This window comes from Bradyrhizobium sp. 62, assembly GCF_023073035.1.
Taxonomy (GTDB): domain Bacteria; phylum Pseudomonadota; class Alphaproteobacteria; order Rhizobiales; family Xanthobacteraceae; genus Bradyrhizobium.
On the sequence record NZ_JADPIT010000019.1, the window covers coordinates 38,342 to 59,633 of the forward strand.

The window sequence follows — 21,292 nt, forward strand, 5'->3', positions numbered from 1 at the left end:
TTTCGGCGACGCGCACTTCACCGGTGGTCCGCTGGCGGGCACCGGCAACTTCACCACCGACGACCACACCATCAAGGCGGGCGTCAACTACCGCTTCAACTGGGCCAACTCGGCGGTCGCGCGCTACTGAACGGTTACCAAGATCTTATCATGATGAAGGGCCGGCATCATTGCCGGCCCTTCTTTTTTCGCTGTGCGGAACGTAGGCAACCGATTGAGCAACTTGCGATTTTTTAACCTGGCCCGAGGATACTCCGCGGCGAAAACATAAAGATCACGCGTGGGGGAATTTCGATGGCGATCCGTCTGGGCCTTGGCCGTTTGCTTGGTCGTATCCGACCTCGTTTCAAAATGCCGACATGGGGCGTGCGCGGCAGCCTGTTCACGGCCTTCGCGGTGATCGCGGGCATGGGCCTCGTGATTGCAGCCGGCGCCGGCTGCGTCTTCAACCATCTCGGCAGCACCATGATGGACCTGAGCGGCCGCGACATCCCGCGCCTTTCCGCCAGCCTTCAACTCGCATCGCAAAGCGCAACGCTTGCGGCACAGGGGCCGGGCCTCCTGGCGTCGCCGTCCGACGAGGCGCTGAACGAACGCACCAAGAAGGTGCAGGAGATCCAGCAACTCGCCATGGCCAAGCTCGGCGAGATCATCGAACTCGGCGCCGACAAGCAGATCGCAACCGCGTTGCGCGACACCGCAAAGAGCATCGACGAGGCGACCCAGAGCCTGGTGTCGGCCGCGCGCGAACGGCTGGATACCGGCGCACTGCACGACAAGCAGTATGAAGCGCTCCGCAAGGCGCAGCTCACCTTCGTCGGTGCGGCCGGTCCTGCCATGCTGGATGCGCAAACGCGCCTGAACGCGATCCTCGGCGCGGCGGAAGTTTCCGCCGACGATGCCACCGAAGCCGCCCGCACCGTCTCTCAGGTCGCGACCATCTCCGCCAACGGCAATCTGATGGCCGCCGACATGATGGCGGCGCTGTCGGCCAACAACAGCGATACGCTGGAGGCGATCGAGAAGGAGTTCAAGGCGACGCGCGACCGCGTCAAGTCGAACCTCGAGGACCTGCCGAACATGGCCTCGATGCAGGCGGTGCGCGACACCGTGCAAAAGCTGTTCGCCTTCGGCGAAGGCAAGTCCGGCGTGTTCAAGATCCGCCAGAAAGAGCTCGACGCGATCGACTACGGCCAGACCATCCTGGACGAGACCCGCAAGCTCAATGTCGGCCTCGGCATCAGCGTGCAGCAGCTCGTCGAGGGCGTGCAGAAGGAGACCAACGCGTCGACCTTCCAGGCGCGACATGAGATCTCGCTCGCGACCACCGCGATGCTGGCACTCGGCGCTCTGACGCTGGTCGGCTCGGCGCTGTTCGTTTGGCTCTATGTCGGCCGCAACATCCTGCGCCGCATTCGCGAGCTTCAACGCGCCATGCAGTTGCTCTCGGCCGGCGACCTCGACACCGAGATCGTCCGCTCCCGGCAGAACGACGAGATCGGCGCGATGAAGGAAACGCTGACGGTGTTCCGCGACAGCATGATCGAAGCTCGCGCGCTTGCGAGCGAGCAAGACAGGGATCGCGTCGCCAAGGCCGAGCGTGCGGCGCAGATGGAGGCGAAGATTGCAGAATTCGAGGGCGCGGTCCGCACCGCACTCGACAATCTCGCGCAGTCAGCCAATTCGATGCAATCGACCGCACAGAGCATGTCGAACACGGCAGACCAGTCCAATGCGCTGGTGAACGCGGTTGCCTCCGCAGCCGAAGAGACCTCGGTCAACGTGCAGACCGTATCATCAGGCACCGAGCAGCTCTCGTCCTCGATCGAGGAGATCAGCAAGCAGGTCGTGACCTCGGCCGCGATCGCCAGGAAGGCGGTCGACGAAGCCGGCGCGACCGATGCCACGGTGCAGAGCCTCGCCGACAGCGCGAGCCGCATCAGCGTGGTGGTCGACCTGATCCAGACCATTGCCTCGCAGACCAATCTGCTGGCGCTCAACGCCACCATCGAGGCGGCGCGCGCGGGCGAAGCCGGTCGTGGCTTCGCGGTGGTCGCCTCCGAGGTGAAGAGCCTCGCGAGCCAGACCGCCAAAGCGACGGAGGAGATCCGCAGCCAGATCGCCAGCATGCAGTCAGTGACGACTTCGGCCGTCGGCGCCATCCAGGGCATCGGCCGGATCATCGGCGAGATCAACGACGTCACCACGACGATCGCCGCCGCGGTCGAGGAACAGGGCGCGGCGACCCGCGAGATCGCCCGCAACATCCAGCATGCCGCCGGCGGCACCAGCGAGGTTTCCAGCAACATCGTGGGCGTCTCCACGGCTTCGGCGGAAGCCGGCGCAGCGGCGAACGAAGTGCTCGGCGCCTCCGACGCGCTCCGCCGCGAGGCCGACATGCTGCGCGGAGAGATCGACGCGTTTCTCAACAACATGCGGGCGGCGTAGGCGCCGTTCCGTAACCCGGAATGACCGCTATGCGGACCCCGCCAGCGTCCTTTTTCGGCTGGCGCGGCGGGGGCGGCGGGTTTAAGTCGGTAGCATGAACGCAAAGACCGACACCGTGCAGTCCTCCGCCGACGCCCTGCGCTATCCCTGGGAACAGCATCCCGGCCCCGAACAGGTCGTCGAGGTGAAGCCCGGCGTGTTGTGGGCGCGGCTGAAGCTGCCGTTCCGCCTCAACCATGTGAACATCTACCTGCTCGCCGACGGTGACGGCTATGCCATGATCGATGCCGGCTTCGGCAATGAGGAGACGATCGAAGCCTGGACGAAGCTGTTCGACGGGCCGCTGAGGGGCGTCAACATCACGCGCCTGATCGTGACCCATTCCCATCCCGATCATGTCGGTCTGGCCGGGTGGATCGTCGAGCGGTTCAACTGCCCGCTGGTGATGTCGCAGGTCGAATATCTGCAATCGGTCTATCACCAGAACCGCGGCACCGAGGAGCGGCAGGAAGCGCAGCGGCTGTTCTTCCGCCGGCACGGCATGGACGAGTCGCTCACCGAAAAACTGCTCGGCCGCGGCCAGGACTACCTCAAGCGCGTCTCGGTGCTGCCCCCGTCCTACCGCCGCATCTCGCATGGCGAGGACGTCGTGATCGGCACGCGCCGCTTCAAGGTGATCACCGGCGGCGGTCACGCGCTCGACCAGGTGATGCTGTATTGCGCCGACGACAAGCTGTTCCTCTCGGCCGACCAGGTGCTGAGCAAGATCTCGCCGAACGTCAGCGTGTGGGCGGTCGAACCCGATCAGAACTCGCTCGGCGAATATCTGGCCTCGCTCGCCAGCCTTACGACGACTCTCCCCTATGACGTGCTGGTGCTGCCCGGCCACGGCGTGCCGTTCTACGGCCTGAAGACCCGCATCAAGCAGCTCGCCGATCACCACGAGGAGCGCTGCCGCCTGATCGCGGAAGCCTGCCGCGAGGTGCCGCAGACCTCGCGCGCCCTGGTGCCCGTGGTGTTCAACAAGCACGTGCTGGACGAACACCAGATGGGCTTCGCCGCCGGCGAACTGGTCGCCCACGTCAACTACATGATCGTGGAAGGCCGGCTGACGGCGGAGATGAAAGACGGCGTGTTGCAGTTCAGGACGACCTGAAGGCTGCGCTCAATTCAACGGATGGTGCAGAGCAACATTGCATCTCGCGCGAACTTGATCCGGATCAAGTTTCAAATCGCACGATAGGGCATTTTGCCCAAATGCCCCGCAGGTCCAAATGTGGGATAGCGCATAGACATTGGAGCTGGAAAAGCTCTAAGGATATGCGGGTCTTTGGTCGGTTCCGCTGCAGGTTTGACGATGGATTACGCCCAGTTCTTCAATTCCGCCCTTGATCGTCTCCACACCGAGCGGCGCTACCGCGTGTTCGCCGATCTCGAGCGCATTGCCGGCCGGTTCCCGCATGCGCTCTGGCACTCGCCGAAGGGCAAGCGCGACGTCGTGATTTGGTGCTCCAACGATTATCTCGGCATGGGCCAGCACCCGAAGGTGGTGGGCGCAATGGTCGAGACCGCGACCCGCGTCGGCACCGGCGCCGGCGGCACCCGCAACATCGCCGGCACGCATCATCCGCTGGTGCAGCTCGAGGCCGAGCTCGCCGATCTCCACGGCAAGGAAGCCTCGCTGCTCTTCACGTCCGGCTACGTCTCGAACCAGACCGGCATCGCGACCATCGCAAAGCTCATTCCGAACTGCCTGATCCTGTCCGACGAGCTCAACCACAATTCGATGATCGAGGGCATCCGCCAGTCCGGCTGCGAGCGGGTCGTGTTCCGCCACAACGACCTCGCCGATCTCGAAGCGCTGTTGCAGGCTGCGGGCCCGAGCCGGCCCAAGCTGATCGCCTGCGAGAGCCTCTATTCGATGGACGGCGACATCGCCCCGCTCGCCAGGATTTGCGACCTCGCCGAGAAGTACGGCGCAATGACCTACCTCGACGAGGTCCATGCCGTCGGCATGTACGGCCCGCGCGGCGGCGGCATCGCCGAGCGCGACGGCGTGATGCATCGCATCGACATTCTCGAGGGCACGCTCGCCAAGGCGTTCGGCTGCCTCGGCGGCTACATCGCCGCCAACGGTCAGATCATCGACGCGGTGCGCTCCTATGCGCCGGGCTTCATCTTCACCACCGCGCTGCCGCCGGCGATCTGCTCGGCCGCGACCGCCGCGATCAAGCATCTGAAGACGTCAAGCTGGGAGCGCGAGCGTCACCAGGATCGCGCCGCCCGGGTCAAGGCGATCCTCAACGCCGCCGGCCTGCCGGTGATGTCGAGCGACACCCACATCGTCCCGCTGTTCATCGGCGATGCCGAGAAGTGCAAGCAGGCCTCCGACCTCCTGCTCGAGCAGCACGGCATCTACATCCAGCCGATCAACTATCCGACGGTCGCCAAGGGCTCCGAACGCCTGCGCATCACGCCCTCGCCCTATCACGATGACGGCCTGATCGATCAGCTCGCCGAAGCCCTGCTGCAGGTGTGGGACCGCCTGGGTCTGCCGCTGCGCGAGAAGTCGCTGGCGGCGGAGTAGCTCCGGGTCGTCCCGCTTAACGACAACCCCAGTTCCCGCACCCGCACGGCAATTCGCTGTCGCCTGCGGCCGTCCAGCGCGCTAGAATTACAGGGAAAATGAGATCGGGCGCGGCCAGCGCGCGCCCTGGGAGAAGCACGCTCGCCATGCTGCACGATTGGGGCGTGATCGCCGCCGCCTTCGGCTATATCGGCTTTCTGTTCCTGGTGGCGAGCCATGGCGACCGCCGCTCGCCGGCCGGGCGCGGCCGCGCCTCGGGGCTGATCTATCCGCTGTCGCTGGCGATCTACTGCACCTCCTGGACCTTCTTCGGCTCGGTCGGCTTCGCCACCCGCACCTCCACCGACTTCCTCGCGATCTATGTCGGCCCGATCCTGATGATCGGGCTCGGAGCCGGCGTCCTCCGCCGCGTGATCCAGCTCGCGAAGGCCCACAACATCACCTCGATCGCCGACTTCATCGGCGCGCGCTACGGCAAGAGCCAGGCAGTGGCGGCAACCGTCGCGCTGATCGCCATCATCGGCTCGGTGCCCTACATCGCGCTCCAGCTCAAGGCGGTCGCCTCCTCGCTCGAAACCATCCTGAGCGAAGACCAGGCCTTCTCCCACATCCCGATCGTCGGCGACGTGGCGCTGATGGTGACGCTGGCGATGGCGGCCTTCGCAGTGCTGTTCGGCACGCGGCAGACGGACGCCACCGAGCACCAGCACGGCCTGATGCTCGCGGTCGCGACCGAATCCATCATCAAGCTGGTCGCCTTCCTCGCCGCAGGCATCTTCGTCACGTTCTGGATGTTCTCGCCGCACGAACTGATCGAGCGCGCGATGAAGACGCCGGAGGCGGTGCGCGTCATCAACTATTCGCCGTCGATCGGCAACTTCCTGACCATGACGCTGCTGTCGCTGTGCGCGATAATGCTGCTGCCGCGCCAGTTCCACGTCAGCGTGGTGGAGAATTCCTCGGACGCCGAGGTCGGACGCGCGCGCTGGCTGTTTCCGCTCTATCTCGTCGCCATCAATCTGTTCGTGATCCCGATCGCGTTCGCCGGCCTCGTCAGCTTCCCGTTCGGCGCCGCCGATCCTGACATGTACGTGCTGGCGCTGCCGATGGAGGGCGGCGCGGATCTGCTCAGCGTCGCCGTCTTCGTCGGCGGGCTGTCGGCGGCGACCGCGATGGTGATCGTCGAATGCGTCGCCCTCTCCATCATGGTCTCGAACGATCTCGTGGTGCCCCTGGTGCTGCAACGACGGCCCGAGGGGCGCACCGGCGGCGCCGATTTCAGCGACTTCCTGCTGCGCTCGCGCCGGCTCGCGATCTTCGCCATCATGGTGATGGCCTATTTCTACTACCGCGCGCTCGGCAACACCCAGCTCGCCGCGATCGGGCTCCTGTCTTTTGCCGCCATCGCCCAGCTTGCACCAAGCTTCTTCGGCGGATTGCTGTGGCGGCGAGCGACCGCGCGCGGCGCGATCGGCGGCATGCTGGTCGGCTTTGCGGTGTGGCTCTACACACTGTTCATCCCGAGCTTCATGGATACTTCCACGGCGGGCATCCTGCTGCTCCAGCACGGCCCGTTCGGGATCGAGGCGCTGCGGCCGCAGGCGCTGTTCGGCGCCGATTTGCCGCCGCTGATGCACGGCGTGGTCTGGTCGCTGTCGCTCAACATCCTCACCTATGTGCTGTTGTCGCTGGCGCGCCGGCCGTCTTCGATCGAGCTGGTGCAAGCCGATCTGTTCGTCCCCAACACCCTGGCGCCGATCTCCCCGAGCTTCCGGCGCTGGCGCACCACCGTCACGGTGCAGGACATCCAGACCACGGTGGCGCAATATCTCGGGCCTGACCGGGCGCGGCATTCCTTCGAGGCATTCTCCGCGCGGCGCAATGTGCGGCTGGAGTCCGGGGCGCCCGCCGATTTCGAGCTGCTGCAGCACGCCGAGCACCTGATCGCCTCCTCGATCGGTGCGGCCTCATCGCGTCTGGTGATGTCGCTGCTGCTGCGCAAGCGGACGGTCTCCGCCAAGGCTGCGCTCAAGCTGCTCGACGATTCCCATGCGGCGCTTCATTTCAACCGCGAGATCCTGCAGACCGCGCTCAACCATGTGCGCCAGGGCATCGCGGTGTTCGATGCCGATCTGCAACTGATCTGCTCGAACCGGCAGTTCGGCGATCTCCTCAACGTTCCCCCACATTTCATCCAGTTCGGCACGCCGTTGCGTGAAATCCTGGAATTCATGGGCGTGAGCGAGCCGGCCGATCCGATCGAGCGCGAGGCCATGCTGGAGCGCCGGCTAGTGGCTTACACCACCGACGGCGAGCCTTATCTCGAGCGCCTGCCCGACCGCCACATGGTGATCGAGATCTTGACCAACCGCATGCCCGGCGGCGGCTTCGTCATCACCTTCACCGACGTCACGCCCACGTTCGAGGCGGCCGAAGCGCTCGAGCGCGCCAATGCGACGCTGGAAAAGCGGGTGCGAGACCGCACCGAGGAGCTGACCCGGCTGAATTCCGAGCTGGCGTTGGCCAAGAGCGCGGCCGAAGACGCCAGCATCTCCAAGACGCGCTTTCTCGCCGCCGCCAGCCACGACATTCTCCAGCCGCTGAACGCGGCGCGGCTCTATGTCACGAGCCTGGTCGAGCGTCAGCACAGCGGCGAGGAGACGCGGCTGGTCGAGAACATCGACGAATCGCTCCAGGCGATCGAGGAGATCCTCGGCGCGCTGCTCGACATCTCCCGGCTCGACGCCGGCGCGATGACGACCTCGATCTCGAGCTTCAAGATGGCCGATCTGATGCGCTCGCTGGAGATCGAGTTCGCTCCGATCGCACGCGCCAAGAATCTGGCGCTCGTCTTCGTGCCGTGCTCGCTGCCCGTCGAGTCGGATCGTCTCCTGCTGCGACGGCTGCTCCAGAACCTGATCTCCAACGCGATCAAATATACCCCGCGCGGGCGCGTCCTGGTCGGCTGCCGCCGCCATGGCGCCTCGCTCAAGATCTGCGTCTACGACACCGGCGTCGGCATTCCGACGGTCAAGCGCAGCGAGATCTTCAAGGAATTCCACCGTCTCGAGCAGGGCGCGCGGATCGCCCGCGGCCTCGGCCTTGGCCTGTCGATCGTCGAGCGGTTGGCGCGCGTGCTCAAGCACGACATCGCCATCGATTCCAATGTCGGCGGCGGCTCGGTGTTTTCCGTGACGGTGCCGACGGCGAAGGCGATCACCCACACCGCGGCCGTGACCAGCGCAACGCCGCTCGCACGCACCTCGATCTCGGGGACCCTGATCGTCTGCATCGAGAACGACGCCGCGATCCTCGACGGCATGCGCACGCTGCTGAAGGCGTGGGACGCCGAAGTGATTGCGGTCGCCGATCCCGAGGGCGCGATCGCCGCGATCGAAACCGCCGGCCGCCGCGTGACCGGGCTGCTGGTCGATTATCACCTCGACCGCGGCAACGGCATCGCCGCGATCCGCGACATCCGCCGCCGCTTCGGTGACGGCATCCCCGCGATCCTCATCACCGCCGACCGCAGCCCCGCCGTGCAAATGGCGGCGCGCGACGAAAAGGTCGCGGTGCTCAACAAGCCGGTCAAGCCGGCTTCGCTCCGCGCCCTGCTCGGCCAGTGGCGCACGCAGCAGATGGTGGCGGCGGAGTGAGCCTCCGCTCTCAGGGCGCAACCCTCGTAAACACGTAGTCGCGGCTCTTCACACGAGCTTCGTGGCAGGCGAAGCAGGTGCGATGCTGAGCCTCGTCGACCGGCCTGCCGTTGACGAAGCGACCAAATCCCCAGCCGCCGGTCGAGGCATATTTTCTTGAATCCTTGACCATCACCTGGACGGTGGTGGCCTCACCGGGAATCGTCGCGGACGCAAATTCGGGGGATTGCTTCCGCTTCCAGGCGCGTTTGACCAGAATTGTGCCGTCCGGGAACGGAAGCTTGCCGCCTTGATAGGCATCGATCGCGGTGCTGTTGCCGACGACGGCACGCAGCTCGTCCAGGGGAGCCGCCTCTTCGGCCGGCGCGATCAGCTCCCACTGCTTGTAGCCTTCCGGGACAGTGACGCCGAAGATCGGCGAGGCATCGGCCTCGCCCTGCGCGAAAGCGATCGTGACCAGATACGGCACGCAGGTCAGGACAACGACGAGGAGGAGCACGGCCAGCACGATCATCGTCGTAGACGATGGAAATTTTGACTTTTCAGATTTCATTGTCGTCATGACGCCTCACTGAGCTGCGATCGCATATCAGGCCTGGGCCCGGCCTTGCCGGACCGAGGTGCTGCCAAAATCCTCACGCACCGCCGTCGGCGTCGATCACGGCCTTGGCAAAGGCTTCCGGTGCTTCCTGCGGCAGATTGTGGCCGATGCCGCCGGTGATCAGGCGATAGTCGTACCGGCCCGAGAATTTCTTAGCATAGGCGCTTGGATCGGGATGCGGCGCGCCGTTGGCGTCGCCTTCCATCGTGATCGCCGGGACGCTGATGACGGGAGCTGCGGCGAGCTTCTTTTCGAGCTCCTCGTATTTCGCTTCACCCTGGGCGAGCCCGAGCCGCCAGCGGTAATTGTGGATCGTGATCGCGACGTGATCCTTGTTGTCCAGCGCCGCCGCGCTGCGATCGAAAGTGGCGTCGTCGAACTTCCACTGCGGCGAAGCCAGCTTCCAGATCAGTTTTGCGAAATCATGCGTGTACTTCTCGTATCCGGCGCGGCCGCGCTCGGTCGCGAAATAAAACTGGTACCACCATTGCAGCTCGGCCGACGGCGGCAGCGGCGCGTTGCCGCGGCCTGGCTGGAGATCAGATAGCCGCTGACCGACACCAGCGCACGACAGCGATCCGGCCACAGCGCGGCGATGATGTCGGCGGTACGCGCGCCCCAGTCGAAGCCGGCGACAACCGCCTTCTTGATGTCGAGCTTGTCCATCAGTGCGATGATGTCGACGGCCATTGCTGCAGGTTCGCCGTTGCGCGGCGTCTCGGCGGAGAGGAAGTGGGTCGAGCCGTAACCACGGAGATAGGGAATGATGACGCGATAACCGGCCTTTGCCAGGATCGGCGCGACGTCGACGAAGGCGTGAATGTCGTAGGGCCAGCCGTGCAGCAGGATTGCGACGGGGCCGTTCGCAGGACCGACCTCTGCGTAGCCGACGTTGAGGACGCCGGCATCGATCTGCTTGATCGCGCCGAACGGCGCATTCGTCGCGGCCGAGCGCGGCGCTTCCGATTCGGCGCGGGCGAGGCCGATCACGCCGAGGCCGGCGGCGACAGTTCCCGCGGCGATGCCGAAAAACTGGCGGCGGTGCTGATCGATGATCTGTTTCATGATGGTGCTACCTTGTTGATGGTTGGAGGTGGTGCCGTCAGATCAGCGCGACCGTGACGTCGATGTTGCCGCGGACGGCCTTGGAATAGGGACAGGTCTGATGCGCCTCATCGACGATCCCGCGCGCGATCTCGCGATCGAGGCCGGGCAGGCTGACATCGAGGCGTGCCCTGAGGGAATAGGCGCCCTCGTCGAGCACCAGGTCGATCTCCGCATCTATCGCGCATTTCCTGGGGAGCTCGATCTTCCGCTTGCGGGCCGCGATCTCCATCGCGCCCTCGAAACAGGCCGACCAGCCGGCCGCGAACAATTGCTCGGGATTGGTACCGATGCCGGTGCCGCCCGGCGGCGACAGCTTGACATCCAGGCGGCCGTCGGAACTGCGAGATATCCCGTCCTGTCGCCCGCCGCTGGTGTGGGTCCGGGCCGTGTAAAGCAACTTTGCCGCCTGGGTCATGAAGGTCTCCTTGCCGTCGCACAAGTGACTAGCAGCGGCTGCCGCGACACACCCGTTGGGACTTGTGAGAAGTTGTGAGGTCTCCGCTCGCGCGCCTCACAGGGGCCTGCAACCGCAGTCTGATCGCGACGCGGGGAACGGTCTTGCCGGATTGCGGTCATCTGGCTATCCGGTCCGTTCGAAAGGATCAGGATTTCGCCATGACCGAGCCGGCCGACACCGCAACGGGAACCCTCTCGTTTGGGCCATTCACCGTGATGCCAAATGAAAGACTCGTGACCCGCGATGGCGTCGCGCTGCCGCTCGGCGCAAAGGCCTTCGACACGCTGCTCGCACTGATGTCGCGGCCGAACCAGGTCGTCAGCAAGTATGATCTGATGGCGCTGGTGTGGCCCGGCATGACGGTCGAGGACGCCAATCTCCGCTTTCACGTCGCGGCGCTTCGTAAGGCCCTTGGCGACGGCAAGGACGGTGCCCGCTACATCACCACCCTCTCCGGCCGCGGCTATTGCTTCGTGGCGCTAATCTCGCAGGTGAATATTCCGGCAGAGCGGCGCACCGCCGCGCGAACGGAATTGCCGCCCGTCAAACTGCCGAACCGGCTGCAACGGATGGTCGGGCGCGACGATGCGGTCGCCGCCGTCTCCGACAGGCTCGTCGGTTCCCGCTTCGTCACGATCACCGGCCCGGGCGGTGTCGGCAAGACCGCCGTTGCGGTTGCGATTGCTCACGATCTGCTCGCGACATTTTCCGACGCCGCACATTTCGTCGATCTTGCCGCGCTGAGCGATCCCGATCTCGTGATCACCTCGATCCTGCTGATGCTGGGCTTGCCGGCGCAAACCGAGGATCCCCTGCCTGCGCTGCTCGCGCATCTCAGGGACAAGCGGATGCTGCTGATCCTCGACAATTGCGAACACGTCATCGCCACGGCGGCGCCGCTGGCCGCCGACATCTTCCACGCCGCACCGCATGTCCATATCCTGGCGACGAGCCGCGAAGCCCTGCGGGTCGAGGGTGAGCAGGTCTATCGCTTGGCGCCGCTCGCCGTTCCGCCCGACAATCCTGGGCTGACGGCGGCCGCTGCGCAGACTTATCCCGCGCTTCAACTCTTCCTCGAACGTGCCACGGCCGGCGGCGCGCAGATCGCGCTCGACGATGCCAATGCCGCGATCGTCGCCGGGATCTGCCGCAAGCTCGACGGCATGGCGCTGGCGATCGAACTCGCCGCCGGCCGCGTCGAAGCCTACGGCCTGGAGCAGACCGCAGCACTGCTCGACGAGCGCCTCAATCTGCTCTGGCAGGGCCAGCGCACGGCGCCGCCGCGACAAAAGACGTTGCAGGCGACGCTGGCATGGAGCTACGGGCTCTTGTCCGACATCGAACGCCTCGTGCTACGCAGGCTCGCGGTTTTCGCCGGTCACTTCACCATCGACGCCGCACTCGAGATCGTGCCGGACGAACGTGTCGACCGCTCCCGCCTGTTCGACGCCATCGACGGCCTGGTGGCCAAGTCGATGGTCGCGGCGCGGCCGATCGGCGCCATGATGCGTTACCGTCTGCTCGACACGACGCGCGCCTATCTGCTCGAGATCGAGCCTGATGACGCGGCGCTCGCCGCCCGGCATGCGACCTATTACCGGCAATGGCTGGAGCAGGCCGGCACGACGTGGGCCACGGTGCCGAGCGCCGACGAGCGCGCGATCCACTTCTCCGCGCTTCACAACGTGCGCGCGGCGCTGGACTGGTGTTTTGGCACGGACGGCGATGCCAGCATCGGCATTGCACTGGCCGCAGCTGCAGCGCCAATTTTTCTCGCGATGTCGTTGCTGGTCGAGTGCCGGCGCTGGTCTGAACGGGCGCTGCTTGCGATCGATCCCTCCTCGCGCGGCGGCGCCAAGGAAATGCACATCCAGGCCGCTCTCGGACTGACCTTGATGTTCACGCGCGGCGGCAGCGAAGCGGCGCGTGCCGCGTTGAGGCGGAGCCTTGCGATCGCCGAGGCGCGCGGCGACGCGCCGAACCAGCTCCAGCTGCTCGGGCGCATGCATATCTTCCACGAGCGCATGGGACAGTTCGACGCCGCGCTCGGCTATGCGCAGCAAAGCCTTACGGTCGCCGGGACACTCGGCGGGGCCGCCTCCCTCGCCCTCGCCCATTCGCTCCTCGGTGTCTCCTTGCATCTTGCCGGCGAGCATCGCGACGCGCTGACGATGCTGGAGGCCGCCTGGCATGGGCCGGGCACGGAACGGATCAGCACCGTCTATGGCTTCGATCACCGCAACCGGGCCGGCATCTCGCTCGCGCGCGAGTTCTGGTTGCAGGGCCGCCCCGCGGATGCGGTGCAACTGGCCCGACAGACGGTCGTCGAGGCCGCGCAGATGGACCATCCGATCACGCTCTGCATTGCGTTGATCTGGGCGGTCTCGATCGATCTCTGGAGCGGAGACCTCGATGCCGCGGAAGAGAACATCGACCGCTTCATCGCCCATGCCGATCGCGCTCCATGGGCCCCTATCTTGCGGTCGGCCGCGGCGTCAAAGGCGAACTGGCGATCCGGCGCGGCCATGCCGCCGAAGGCGTCGAGACGATCGGGACGTGTCTGCGTGAGCTCCACGATGCCGGCTACGAGCTGCTCACCACGACGTTCAACATCGCGCTTGTTCAGGGCTTGATGGCGCTTGGGCAGATCGAGCGGAGTGCGTGCCTGATCGACGATGCGATCCGCCTCGTCGAGCAAAGCGGCGATCATCTGTACATGCCCGAGCTGCTGCGCATAAAGGGAAGGGTTCTCTTGGCGAGGCCCAAGCCCGACGCTGATCAGGCAGAAGCCCACTTCGTCCAATCACTGGAATTGAGTCGTCGCAAAGGCGCCAAAGCCTGGGAGCTGCGGGCCGCGATCGATCTCGCCGGTCTCCTTGCCGAACGCGGCCGGCGCGAGGAAGCGAGGCGGTGGCTTCAATTGGCGTATGAAGGCTTCGCCGCGGGCTCGGAGACAGCGGATATCCGGGCCGCCGACAAGTTGTTGCAAACATTATGACGCGGACTCGGTGCCGCTCGTGTCCCGGGCGCACCGCAACGCTCTTGCGCTGCTGCGCAGAGCCGGGATCCACGAGCGACACGGTACAATGCAGCGACATGGGCCCCGGCTCTGCAGCGCACCGTCGAAGCCTAGCAGCGCCGCTCGTCGGCACGAAGTTTTGGGCTCACGGAGAGCAATCCGCCCTGCCCTTGGCCTCTCGTACCCGAACGCTGCCGCGTCCACCGCAAGCCCGGCTCGCGAACGTGACGACCACAAGATCGCCCCTCAAGGATGAGCCGGGATGGGCGACACATACGCCAAGACCGAATTTCGGTAAAGTGGAATATTTTTCCGCGGTGGGATTGACAGGGGGACGACACAGCGAGCGCATCCGGACTACGGGACGCTCGCTCCATGCTCACCCCGTCGGGGTGCCCTGCTTCCATTGGCCGCCGGCGATCTTCGCGGCGGCGATCACGGCTTGGGTCCGGCTTTCGACGCCGAGCTTTTGCAGGATGGCCGAGACATGCGCCTTGATGGTGGCCTCGGAGACGCCGAGCTCATAGGCGATCTGCTTGTTGAGCAACCCCTCCGACAGCATCATCAGGACCCGGACCTGCTGCGGCGTCAGCGTCACCAGCCGGTCGCGCAGGCGCGTCATGTCGGGATCGGCGACGGCCGACAGATCGGTGTCTGCCGGAACCCAGACGTCGCCCTCCATCACCTTGAGGATGGCGTCGCGCAAGGTCTCGACGCCAAATCGCTTCGGAATGAAACCGGAGGCGCCGAAATCGAGCGAGCGGCGGATCGTGGCGCTGTCGTCGGAAGCGGAGACGATCACCACCGGGATCGCCGGATATTGCGCGCGCAGATAGATCAGGCCTGAAAAGCCGGAGATCCCGGGCATCGAGAGGTCGAGCAGGATCAGATCGACGTCGGAGGCCTGTTCCAAAAGCTTGGTCAGATCCTCGAACGATCCAGCCTCGTCGATCCTGGCCGAGCTCAGGACGCCCGCCACCGCCTGCCGCAGCGCGGCGCGGAACAATGGATGGTCATCGGCAATGACGAGATGGGTCGAGGGAGCGTTCATCGTTCTCTTGCTGGCAGTCGCACCGGGCCAGTAAGCCGGCGCGGGGCCTCGGTCAATTCTTTCCCGACCAGCCGTGGCATGCAAGTGGACATTATCCCTTTGCGGCAACGGGGTTAATCCACAGGCCGGCACTATGTTGCCGAATGGAACGCCCGCGACGTCAGGTGCGCGTCAGTGCGAAAGGCCGAAAGTCGTATTGGGGCGGGTTTCACGCCAATGTTACCTTGGGGACAAGGCTTGGGTTGATCCGGCATGACCGGACATCCAGGACGCGAGGAAACGATTTTTCGGGGAGCGACTCAATATGTCGACAATGGCTGTGTCTCAAGCAGGCGCGGGAGGGATGACGAAGGACGAACGGTTCGTCATTCTCGCCTCCTCGCTCGGTACCGTCTTCGAGTGGTACGATTTCTATCTCTACGGTTCGCTGGCCGGCATCATCGGCGCGCAGTTCTTCTCGGCCTATCCGCCGGCAACCCGCGACATCTTCGCGCTGCTGGCCTTCGCGGCGGGCTTCCTGGTGCGCCCGTTCGGCGCGATCGTGTTCGGCCGTGTCGGCGACATCGTCGGCCGCAAATACACCTTCCTCGTCACCATCCTGATCATGGGTCTGTCGACCTTCATCGTCGGCCTGCTGCCCAACGCGGCGACCATCGGCATCGCGGCCCCGATCATCCTGATCGCGCTGCGTCTCGCCCAGGGCCTGGCGCTCGGCGGTGAGTATGGCGGTGCGGCCACCTACGTCGCGGAGCATGCTCCGAACGGCAAGCGCGGCTACTACACCTCCTTCATCCAGACCACGGCGACGCTCGGCCTGTTCCTGTCGCTGCTGGTGATCCTGTTCACGCGCTCCGCGCTCGGCGAACCCGAGTTCGCGGCATGGGGCTGGCGCATTCCGTTCCTGGTCTCGGTGCTGCTGCTCGGCGTTTCGGTCTGGATCCGGCTTCGCCTCAACGAATCCCCGATCTTCCAGAAGATGAAGGACGAGGGGAAGAGCTCCAAGGCCCCGCTGACGGAAGCCTTCGGCAACTGGCAGAACGGCAAGCTCGTGCTGCTGGCGCTGCTTGGCGGCGTGATGGGCCAGGGCGTGGTCTGGTACACCGGCCAGTTCTACGCGCTGTTCTTCCTGCAATCGATCCTCAAGGTCGACGGCTACACTGCCAACCTGCTGATCGCCTGGTCGCTCCTGCTCGGCACCGGCTTCTTCATCGTGTTCGGCATGCTCTCCGACAGGATCGGCCGCAAGCCGATCATCCTCGGCGGCTGTCTGATCGCGGCGCTGACCTTCTTCCCGATCTTCAAGATGATCACCACCAACGCCAACCCGGCGCTGAAAAAAGCGATCGAGACGGTCAAGGTCGACGTAGTGGCGGATCCCGCAGGTTGCGGCGACCTGTTCAACCCGGTCGGCACCCGCGTCTTCACCTCGCCTTGCGACACCGCACGTGCCTATCTGTCGCAGTCGTCGGTCAAGTACTCGACCACGCCGGGTGCGGCAGGCTCCGGCGTGAAGGTGATGGTCAACGGCAAGGAAGTTGCCTACGCCAACGCCAAGGACGGCAACCCGGCAGTCCTCGCCGCCGTGCAGGGAGCCGGCTATCCGAAGCCCGGCGATGCGAGCATCGTGAAGATGGCGCATCCGTTCGACATCTTCCGTCCGCAGGTGGCCGCGGTCGTCGGACTGCTGTTCGTCCTGGTGCTCTTCGTCACCATGGTGTACGGCCCGATCGCCGCGATGCTGGTCGAACTGTTCCCGACCCGCATCCGCTACACCTCGATGTCGCTGCCCTACCACATCGGTAACGGCTGGTTCGGCGGCCTGCTGCCGGCGACCGCCTTCGCCATCGTGGCCTCGACGGGCGATATCTATGCGGGCCTCTGGTATCCGGTCATCTTCGCGTCGATTACCGTCGTGATCGGCTTGTTCTTCCTGCCGGAGACCAAGGACGTCGATATCAAGTCGACCTGATCGACGCAGATCCAGATCAACACCAACCGGCCGCGGTCTCCGCGGCCGGTTTTGTTTTGATCTCCAAATTCTTTGTTTTGACGCGTTTTCTTGACGCGAACCGGTATCCACTTCGCTCGAAAACGCTCTACGGATTGCCGATGAATTGCAGCACGATTTCGCGTCGGTGCGGGCGCTTGCGGTGCTCGATCAGGTAGATCGCCTGCCAGGTGCCGAGCGCGAGCTTGCCGCTCAGGACCGGCACATGAAGCGAAGTCTGGGTCAGCATTGTCTTGACGTGCGCCGGCATGTCGTCCGGTCCCTCGGCATCATGCGTCCAGCCGGCGTTCTCCGGCGCGAGTCGGGACAATGCCGTGGTGAGATCCACGAGCACGGAAGGGTCGGCGTTCTCCTGGATCGTCAGCGATGCCGAGGTGTGACGGACGAACAGCGTCAACGCGCCATCTCGCGCGCCTGCCTCGGCAACGAACTTCGCAGCTTCGCCCGTGAGGTCGGTGAAGCCGCGGCCCGGCGTCTGCACGGTCAACAGCGACGATGTGAGGGTGGTGGCCTGCACCGACGATGGCGCCGAGCGCGTGATGGATTTGGCTGATGTCATGAAAGTCTCGCCTGATCGAAAGCTGCCGTAGGGTGAGCAAAGCGAAGCGTGCCCACCCTGCATAGTCGGATAGATGGTGGGCACGGCGCGTCGCGCCTTTGCCTACCCTACGGCATCTCGCCGCGCGCTAAATCTTCCCCGACACGTCCTTCTGCACGCGATTGGCCATGTCGATCAGCCGGCGCCAGGCCCTTTCCAGGAACGACATCACGCGATCGACGTCCTGGTCGCTCGGCAGCGGGATCTCGATCCTGCGCTCGCCCTCGGCGGCCTTTGGTTCTCGTGCTTGCGGCTCCGCCTTCTTGAGCGGATCGGTCTTCGGCAGCGCCTCGTCGATCTTGCCCGAGACGGTCGGACCCGCCGCGAGCCGTCCCTTCAGCGTCTCGACTTCGGCCTGGAGCCTGCCGATCTCGGCGTCGAGCGCGGCACGTTCATCGGGCACCGCGTAGCAGGCCCAGCCGGCGCCGCTGCGGGTGCAGGTCGACACCGTGCCGGTGCGGCTGTCGAGCCGCAGCACGCCCTCGGGGATGGGGGTCATGCTGTAGCGGCCGTTTTCGCCGTCGGGCGCGGATTGCGCGGCGAGGCCGCCGGCGCTGACCGCCATCACCGCCGCGAACGCCGCCGCCGTAAGCCATGATGCTGTGGATGAATTCGCTGGTCTCATCGCGTTCTCCGCCACGACGGGCCGGTAGCACGTCCAAAGATGGCGCTCATAAAGGTGGCACTCATAAGGGTGGCACTTCTTGCAAATTCTACACCCCGGCGAGGCGATCCGCCGCTCAAAACGCGCCTCTGACATGAACGATCACGGCGCCCCCTTTGATCCCGGCAGCCGCGCGAAATGGCGACTGCGTCCGCCGATCAAGCGGAGACCTGCTGCGGTGCGGCGTCACGCTGTGTGCAGCGCTGCCGCTTGCGCCAATATTGTCAAATAAATCAGTCACATAACTGGAATGGACACAATCGTGACTTGGCTTGACTTGATTATGGGCCATCAGTATGGTCCGCGCGGCTTTTGAGGGTGGCGGGCGTAATTTCCATTCAGCCGCGGCGTTTCGGGTCTTCGTTGCATGACACAGGGCACGGGACACGGCGAGAATGGAGATCGCGATAGATCGCCCGAGGAAGCTGCGCTTTCCGATCGGCTCGGAAATCTTGATCAGCGGTTGTCCGAATTTCGCGGCCGCCACGTCAAGACCGAGCAACCCGCAGGTGACGGTGAGGACAGAGCGGCCAGAGCCTCGGCGATGGCGCTTGGTTTCCGGTTATCCTCCGAGTTGGTCGCCGGGGTCGTTGTCGGAGCGGGGATTGGCTGGGGGTTCGACCGCTTGCTGTCGACGTCGCCTTTCGGATTTATCGTGTTCCTGCTGCTGGGCTTCGTCGCCGGCGTGGTGAATGTGGTGAGAACGGCAGGCGCGGGTCAAAACAGGCGCGGTGGTTCTTAAGCGATCCACACCAGGAGAGGAATGATCGTGCCGGCTCGCGCCGGTACGGGCCGGGCCCGACCGGCAGACCGAGACCCGCCGGCATCGCCCGGCAGACCAAGAGATGCCGCGCTGATGAAAATCGATCCGATCCACCAGTTCAACATCGAGCCTCTCTTCACCCTGGGCCATATCGGCAACCACACGATCGCCTTCACCAATTCCTCGCTCTACATGCTGGTGGCGGTCGCGATCATCTCGATCCTGATGCTCGCCAGCGGCACGCAGCTGGTTCCCGGGCGCCTGCAGTCGGTCGCCGAAATCTCCTACGAGTTCGTGGCCTCGACCATCCGCTCGACGGCCGGCGCGGAAGGCATGAAGTTCTTTCCGCTGATCTTCTCGCTGTTCATGTTCATCTGCGTTTCGAACCTGGTCGGCATCATCCCCTACACCTTCACGATCTCGAGCCATCTGATCGTCACCGCCGCTCTGGCGCTGCTGGTCTTCTTCACGGTCCTGATCTACGGCATTGCCAAGAACGGCCTGAAATTCTTCTCGATCTTCGTGCCCCACGGCGTCCCCGGCTACATCCTGCCCTTGGTGATGTTCATCGAGATCCTGTCGTTCTTCCTGCGGCCGGTCTCCCACAGCGTCCGTCTGTTCGCCAACATGCTGGCCGGCCACATCGCGCTGAAGGTGTTCGCGGGCTTCGTCGCCATGCTCGGCTTCTCGCTCGGCGCCCTTGGCTGGGTCGGCGGCGTGCTGCCGCTGGCGCTCACGGTCGCGCTGTACGCTCTCGAAATTCTGGTCGCGTTCCTGCAAGCCTATGTGTTTGCGATCCTGACCTGCATCTACCTCAACGACGCCATTCATCCGGGACACTGAGCGGTCCGGGGAATTTCCACCCAAAACCCAATCTTTCTTCCAAGGAGTCTAAAATGGATCCGGCAGCAGCAAAACTTATCGGCGCGGGCATCGCATGCATCGGCATGGGCGGCGCAGGCGTCGGCGTCGGCGTGATCTTCGGCAACTATCTTGCCGCAGCCGTTCGCAACCCCTCGGCCGCTCAGGGCCAGTTCGGCAATCTGATCTTCGGCTTCGCCGTGACCGAAGCGCTCGGCATTTTCTCGCTGCTGATCGCGCTGCTGCTGCTGTTCGTTCCGCTCTGAGGACGATTTTTCGCGCGGCTTCGACCGAAGCGACGCGCATGACAGCAACAGGAGTAATCCATGGCTGAAAGTCATGGCGGCGCAAAAGGTCCGGCGGCGGGCGCCCACACCGGGTCCGAAGGCGGTCACGGTGGCGGCTTTCCCCCGTTCGAGAGCGGCACCTATGCTTCACAGCTGGTGTCGCTCGCGATCTTCTTCGTCGCGCTTTACGTGATCGTGTCCAAGCTCGCTCTGCCGCGCGTCGGCGGTGCGATCGAGGCGCGTCAGAACAAGATCGAGGGCGACCTCGCCGAAGCGCAGAAGCTGAAGGACCAGTCCGAAGCGGCGCTGAAGGCCTATGAAAGCGAGCTTGCTTCGGCGCGCTCGCGCGCGCAGGCCATCGGCAACGAATCCCGCGACAAGGCGAATGCGCAGGCGGACGCCGAGCGCAAGGCGCTGGAAGAGCAACTGGCGGCCAAGCTCGCCGAGGCGGAGAAGACCATCGCCTCGACCCGTGCGACCGCCATGAGCAACGTCCGCGGCATCGCGGCCGATGCGGCAGGCACCATCGTGCAGCAGCTCACGGGCGTGGTTCCGGACTCGGCATTGGTCAATGCCGCCGTTGATGCGTCCTTGAAGGGTTAATCGATATGTTCTTCGATCCTGAAACCTGGGTCGCCATCGCCTTCGTGATCCTGATGGTCGTGTTCGGCTATCTCGGGGTCTTCAAGAAGGCCATGACTGCGCTCGACCATCGCGCCGATCGCATCAAGGCCGAGCTCGACGACGCGACGCGCCTCAAGCAGGAAGCCGCCAAGGTGCTCGCCGACTACAAGGCGCGCACCGCCTCGGCCGAACGCGAAGCCGCCGACATCATCGCGAACGCGAAGAGCGAGGCCGAGCGCATCGCAATCGAGGCCAAGGCCAAGGTGGAAGATTTCGTCGCTCGCCGCACCAAGACCGCGGAGGGCAAGATCGCGCTCGCCGAGGCTCAGGCGGTGGCCGATGTTCGCGCCGCAGCCGCGGAAGCCGCCGTCCAGGCCGCCTCCACGATCCTGTCGCAGTCGGTCAGGGGCCAGGTCGCCGACGATCTGCTCGCCAAGGGCATCACCGAGGTTCGGCAGAAGCTGAACTGAGGGCCTCGCCTTCACCAATCAAGAAAGCCGGCGCCATGAGCGCCGGCTTTTTTGTTTGATAGTTTGCTTTCTCGTCGTCATGGCCGGGCTT

At 64.9% G+C, this 21,292-nt stretch carries 15 protein-coding genes and 3 pseudogenes; 12 read left to right on the top strand and 6 right to left on the bottom strand.

Features of this window, described 5'->3' with window-relative positions; genetic code table 11:
• The 5 genes and pseudogenes from IVB47_RS21850 to IVB47_RS21870 all read left to right on the top strand — a co-directional run.
• Positions 1–130 (top strand): annotated as a pseudogene (locus tag IVB47_RS21850) (porin family protein); the annotation flags it as partial.
• Between the two features lie 164 nt (positions 131–294).
• Positions 295–2,448 (top strand): methyl-accepting chemotaxis protein, encoded by a 2,154-nt coding sequence (locus IVB47_RS21855; RefSeq protein ID WP_247464189.1) that lies wholly within the window; start codon positions 295–297, stop codon positions 2,446–2,448.
• A gap of 94 nt (positions 2,449–2,542) precedes the next feature.
• On the top strand, positions 2,543–3,604 hold the full coding sequence (locus IVB47_RS21860) for an MBL fold metallo-hydrolase (RefSeq protein ID WP_247362939.1): 1,062 nt from the start codon (positions 2,543–2,545) through the stop codon (positions 3,602–3,604).
• Positions 3,605–3,805: 201 nt separating this feature from the next.
• Positions 3,806–5,035, top strand: coding sequence for a 5-aminolevulinate synthase (gene hemA / locus IVB47_RS21865; RefSeq protein ID WP_247464193.1), 1,230 nt, complete (start codon positions 3,806–3,808; stop codon positions 5,033–5,035).
• A gap of 146 nt (positions 5,036–5,181) precedes the next feature.
• The gene (locus tag IVB47_RS21870) at positions 5,182–8,691 is read left to right on the top strand and encodes a PAS domain-containing hybrid sensor histidine kinase/response regulator (RefSeq protein WP_247464196.1); all 3,510 of its coding nucleotides are present in this window, start codon (positions 5,182–5,184) and stop codon (positions 8,689–8,691) included.
• A 10-nt stretch (positions 8,692–8,701) separates the two neighbouring features.
• Here the strand turns inward: IVB47_RS21870 and IVB47_RS21875 are convergent, their stop codons facing one another.
• The 3 genes and pseudogenes from IVB47_RS21875 to IVB47_RS21885 all read right to left on the bottom strand — a co-directional run bounded on the left by IVB47_RS21875 (position 8,702) and on the right by IVB47_RS21885 (position 10,814).
• Positions 8,702–9,253 (bottom strand): cytochrome P460 family protein, encoded by a 552-nt coding sequence (locus IVB47_RS21875; RefSeq protein ID WP_247464198.1) that lies wholly within the window; start codon positions 9,251–9,253, stop codon positions 8,702–8,704.
• A 73-nt stretch (positions 9,254–9,326) separates the two neighbouring features.
• A pseudogene (locus tag IVB47_RS21880) lies at positions 9,327–10,357 on the bottom strand (alpha/beta hydrolase).
• 37 nt (positions 10,358–10,394) lie between these two features.
• Positions 10,395–10,814, bottom strand: coding sequence for an organic hydroperoxide resistance protein (locus IVB47_RS21885; RefSeq protein WP_027570050.1), 420 nt, complete (start codon positions 10,812–10,814; stop codon positions 10,395–10,397).
• 200 nt (positions 10,815–11,014) lie between these two features.
• Here IVB47_RS21885 and IVB47_RS21890 point away from each other — a divergent pair.
• Positions 11,015–13,854, top strand: a pseudogene (locus tag IVB47_RS21890) (winged helix-turn-helix domain-containing protein).
• A 400-nt stretch (positions 13,855–14,254) separates the two neighbouring features.
• On the opposite strand, the gene IVB47_RS21895 reads toward IVB47_RS21890, so the two are convergent.
• Positions 14,255–14,926, bottom strand: a complete 672-nt coding sequence (locus IVB47_RS21895; RefSeq protein ID WP_247464202.1) for a response regulator transcription factor — start codon at positions 14,924–14,926, stop codon at positions 14,255–14,257.
• Between the two features lie 343 nt (positions 14,927–15,269).
• On the opposite strand from IVB47_RS21895, the gene IVB47_RS21900 reads away from it, so the two are divergent.
• Positions 15,270–16,895, top strand: a complete 1,626-nt coding sequence (locus tag IVB47_RS21900) for an MFS transporter (RefSeq protein ID WP_247464205.1) — start codon at positions 15,270–15,272, stop codon at positions 16,893–16,895.
• Positions 16,896–17,022: 127 nt separating this feature from the next.
• Here the strand turns inward: IVB47_RS21900 and IVB47_RS21905 are convergent, their stop codons facing one another.
• Positions 17,023–17,493: a secondary thiamine-phosphate synthase enzyme YjbQ gene (locus IVB47_RS21905; RefSeq protein ID WP_247464210.1), complete on the bottom strand. Its 471-nt coding sequence runs from the start codon at positions 17,491–17,493 to the stop codon at positions 17,023–17,025.
• A 127-nt stretch (positions 17,494–17,620) separates the two neighbouring features.
• Positions 17,621–18,157, bottom strand: coding sequence for a hypothetical protein (locus IVB47_RS21910; protein ID WP_247464213.1), 537 nt, complete (start codon positions 18,155–18,157; stop codon positions 17,621–17,623).
• A 406-nt stretch (positions 18,158–18,563) separates the two neighbouring features.
• Here IVB47_RS21910 and IVB47_RS21915 point away from each other — a divergent pair, with 406 nt between their 5' ends.
• From IVB47_RS21915 to IVB47_RS21935, 5 genes are all read left to right on the top strand, one after another.
• Complete coding sequence (locus IVB47_RS21915) at positions 18,564–18,938, top strand: AtpZ/AtpI family protein (protein ID WP_007599457.1); 375 nt, start codon at positions 18,564–18,566, stop codon at positions 18,936–18,938.
• Between the two features lie 114 nt (positions 18,939–19,052).
• A complete protein-coding gene (locus IVB47_RS21920; RefSeq protein ID WP_018459993.1) occupies positions 19,053–19,802 on the top strand; it encodes a F0F1 ATP synthase subunit A in 750 nt (249 codons plus the stop codon).
• Between the two features lie 53 nt (positions 19,803–19,855).
• Positions 19,856–20,086, top strand: a complete 231-nt coding sequence (locus tag IVB47_RS21925) for a F0F1 ATP synthase subunit C (protein WP_007599451.1) — start codon at positions 19,856–19,858, stop codon at positions 20,084–20,086.
• 60 nt (positions 20,087–20,146) lie between these two features.
• Positions 20,147–20,710 carry a F0F1 ATP synthase subunit B' gene (locus tag IVB47_RS21930; protein WP_247464215.1) on the top strand — a complete coding sequence of 188 codons (564 nt, stop codon included), beginning with the start codon at positions 20,147–20,149 and terminating at the stop codon, positions 20,708–20,710.
• A 5-nt stretch (positions 20,711–20,715) separates the two neighbouring features.
• A complete protein-coding gene (locus IVB47_RS21935; RefSeq protein WP_027570043.1) occupies positions 20,716–21,201 on the top strand; it encodes an ATP F0F1 synthase subunit B in 486 nt (161 codons plus the stop codon).
• Positions 21,202–21,292: the final 91 nt, after the last annotated feature.

Coding starts and splice junctions, on each gene's coding strand:
- IVB47_RS21855 (WP_247464189.1), top strand. CDS start 295: ATGGCGATCCGTCTGGGCCTTGGCCGTTTGCTTGGTCGTATCCGACCT.
- IVB47_RS21860 (WP_247362939.1), top strand. CDS start 2,543: ATGAACGCAAAGACCGACACCGTGCAGTCCTCCGCCGACGCCCTGCGC.
- hemA (WP_247464193.1), top strand. CDS start 3,806: ATGGATTACGCCCAGTTCTTCAATTCCGCCCTTGATCGTCTCCACACC.
- IVB47_RS21870 (WP_247464196.1), top strand. CDS start 5,182: ATGCTGCACGATTGGGGCGTGATCGCCGCCGCCTTCGGCTATATCGGC.
- IVB47_RS21875 (WP_247464198.1), bottom strand. CDS start 9,253: ATGACGACAATGAAATCTGAAAAGTCAAAATTTCCATCGTCTACGACG.
- IVB47_RS21885 (WP_027570050.1), bottom strand. CDS start 10,814: ATGACCCAGGCGGCAAAGTTGCTTTACACGGCCCGGACCCACACCAGC.
- IVB47_RS21895 (WP_247464202.1), bottom strand. CDS start 14,926: ATGAACGCTCCCTCGACCCATCTCGTCATTGCCGATGACCATCCATTG.
- IVB47_RS21900 (WP_247464205.1), top strand. CDS start 15,270: ATGACGAAGGACGAACGGTTCGTCATTCTCGCCTCCTCGCTCGGTACC.
- IVB47_RS21905 (WP_247464210.1), bottom strand. CDS start 17,493: ATGACATCAGCCAAATCCATCACGCGCTCGGCGCCATCGTCGGTGCAG.
- IVB47_RS21910 (WP_247464213.1), bottom strand. CDS start 18,157: ATGAGACCAGCGAATTCATCCACAGCATCATGGCTTACGGCGGCGGCG.
- IVB47_RS21915 (WP_007599457.1), top strand. CDS start 18,564: ATGACACAGGGCACGGGACACGGCGAGAATGGAGATCGCGATAGATCG.
- IVB47_RS21920 (WP_018459993.1), top strand. CDS start 19,053: ATGAAAATCGATCCGATCCACCAGTTCAACATCGAGCCTCTCTTCACC.
- IVB47_RS21925 (WP_007599451.1), top strand. CDS start 19,856: ATGGATCCGGCAGCAGCAAAACTTATCGGCGCGGGCATCGCATGCATC.
- IVB47_RS21930 (WP_247464215.1), top strand. CDS start 20,147: ATGGCTGAAAGTCATGGCGGCGCAAAAGGTCCGGCGGCGGGCGCCCAC.
- IVB47_RS21935 (WP_027570043.1), top strand. CDS start 20,716: ATGTTCTTCGATCCTGAAACCTGGGTCGCCATCGCCTTCGTGATCCTG.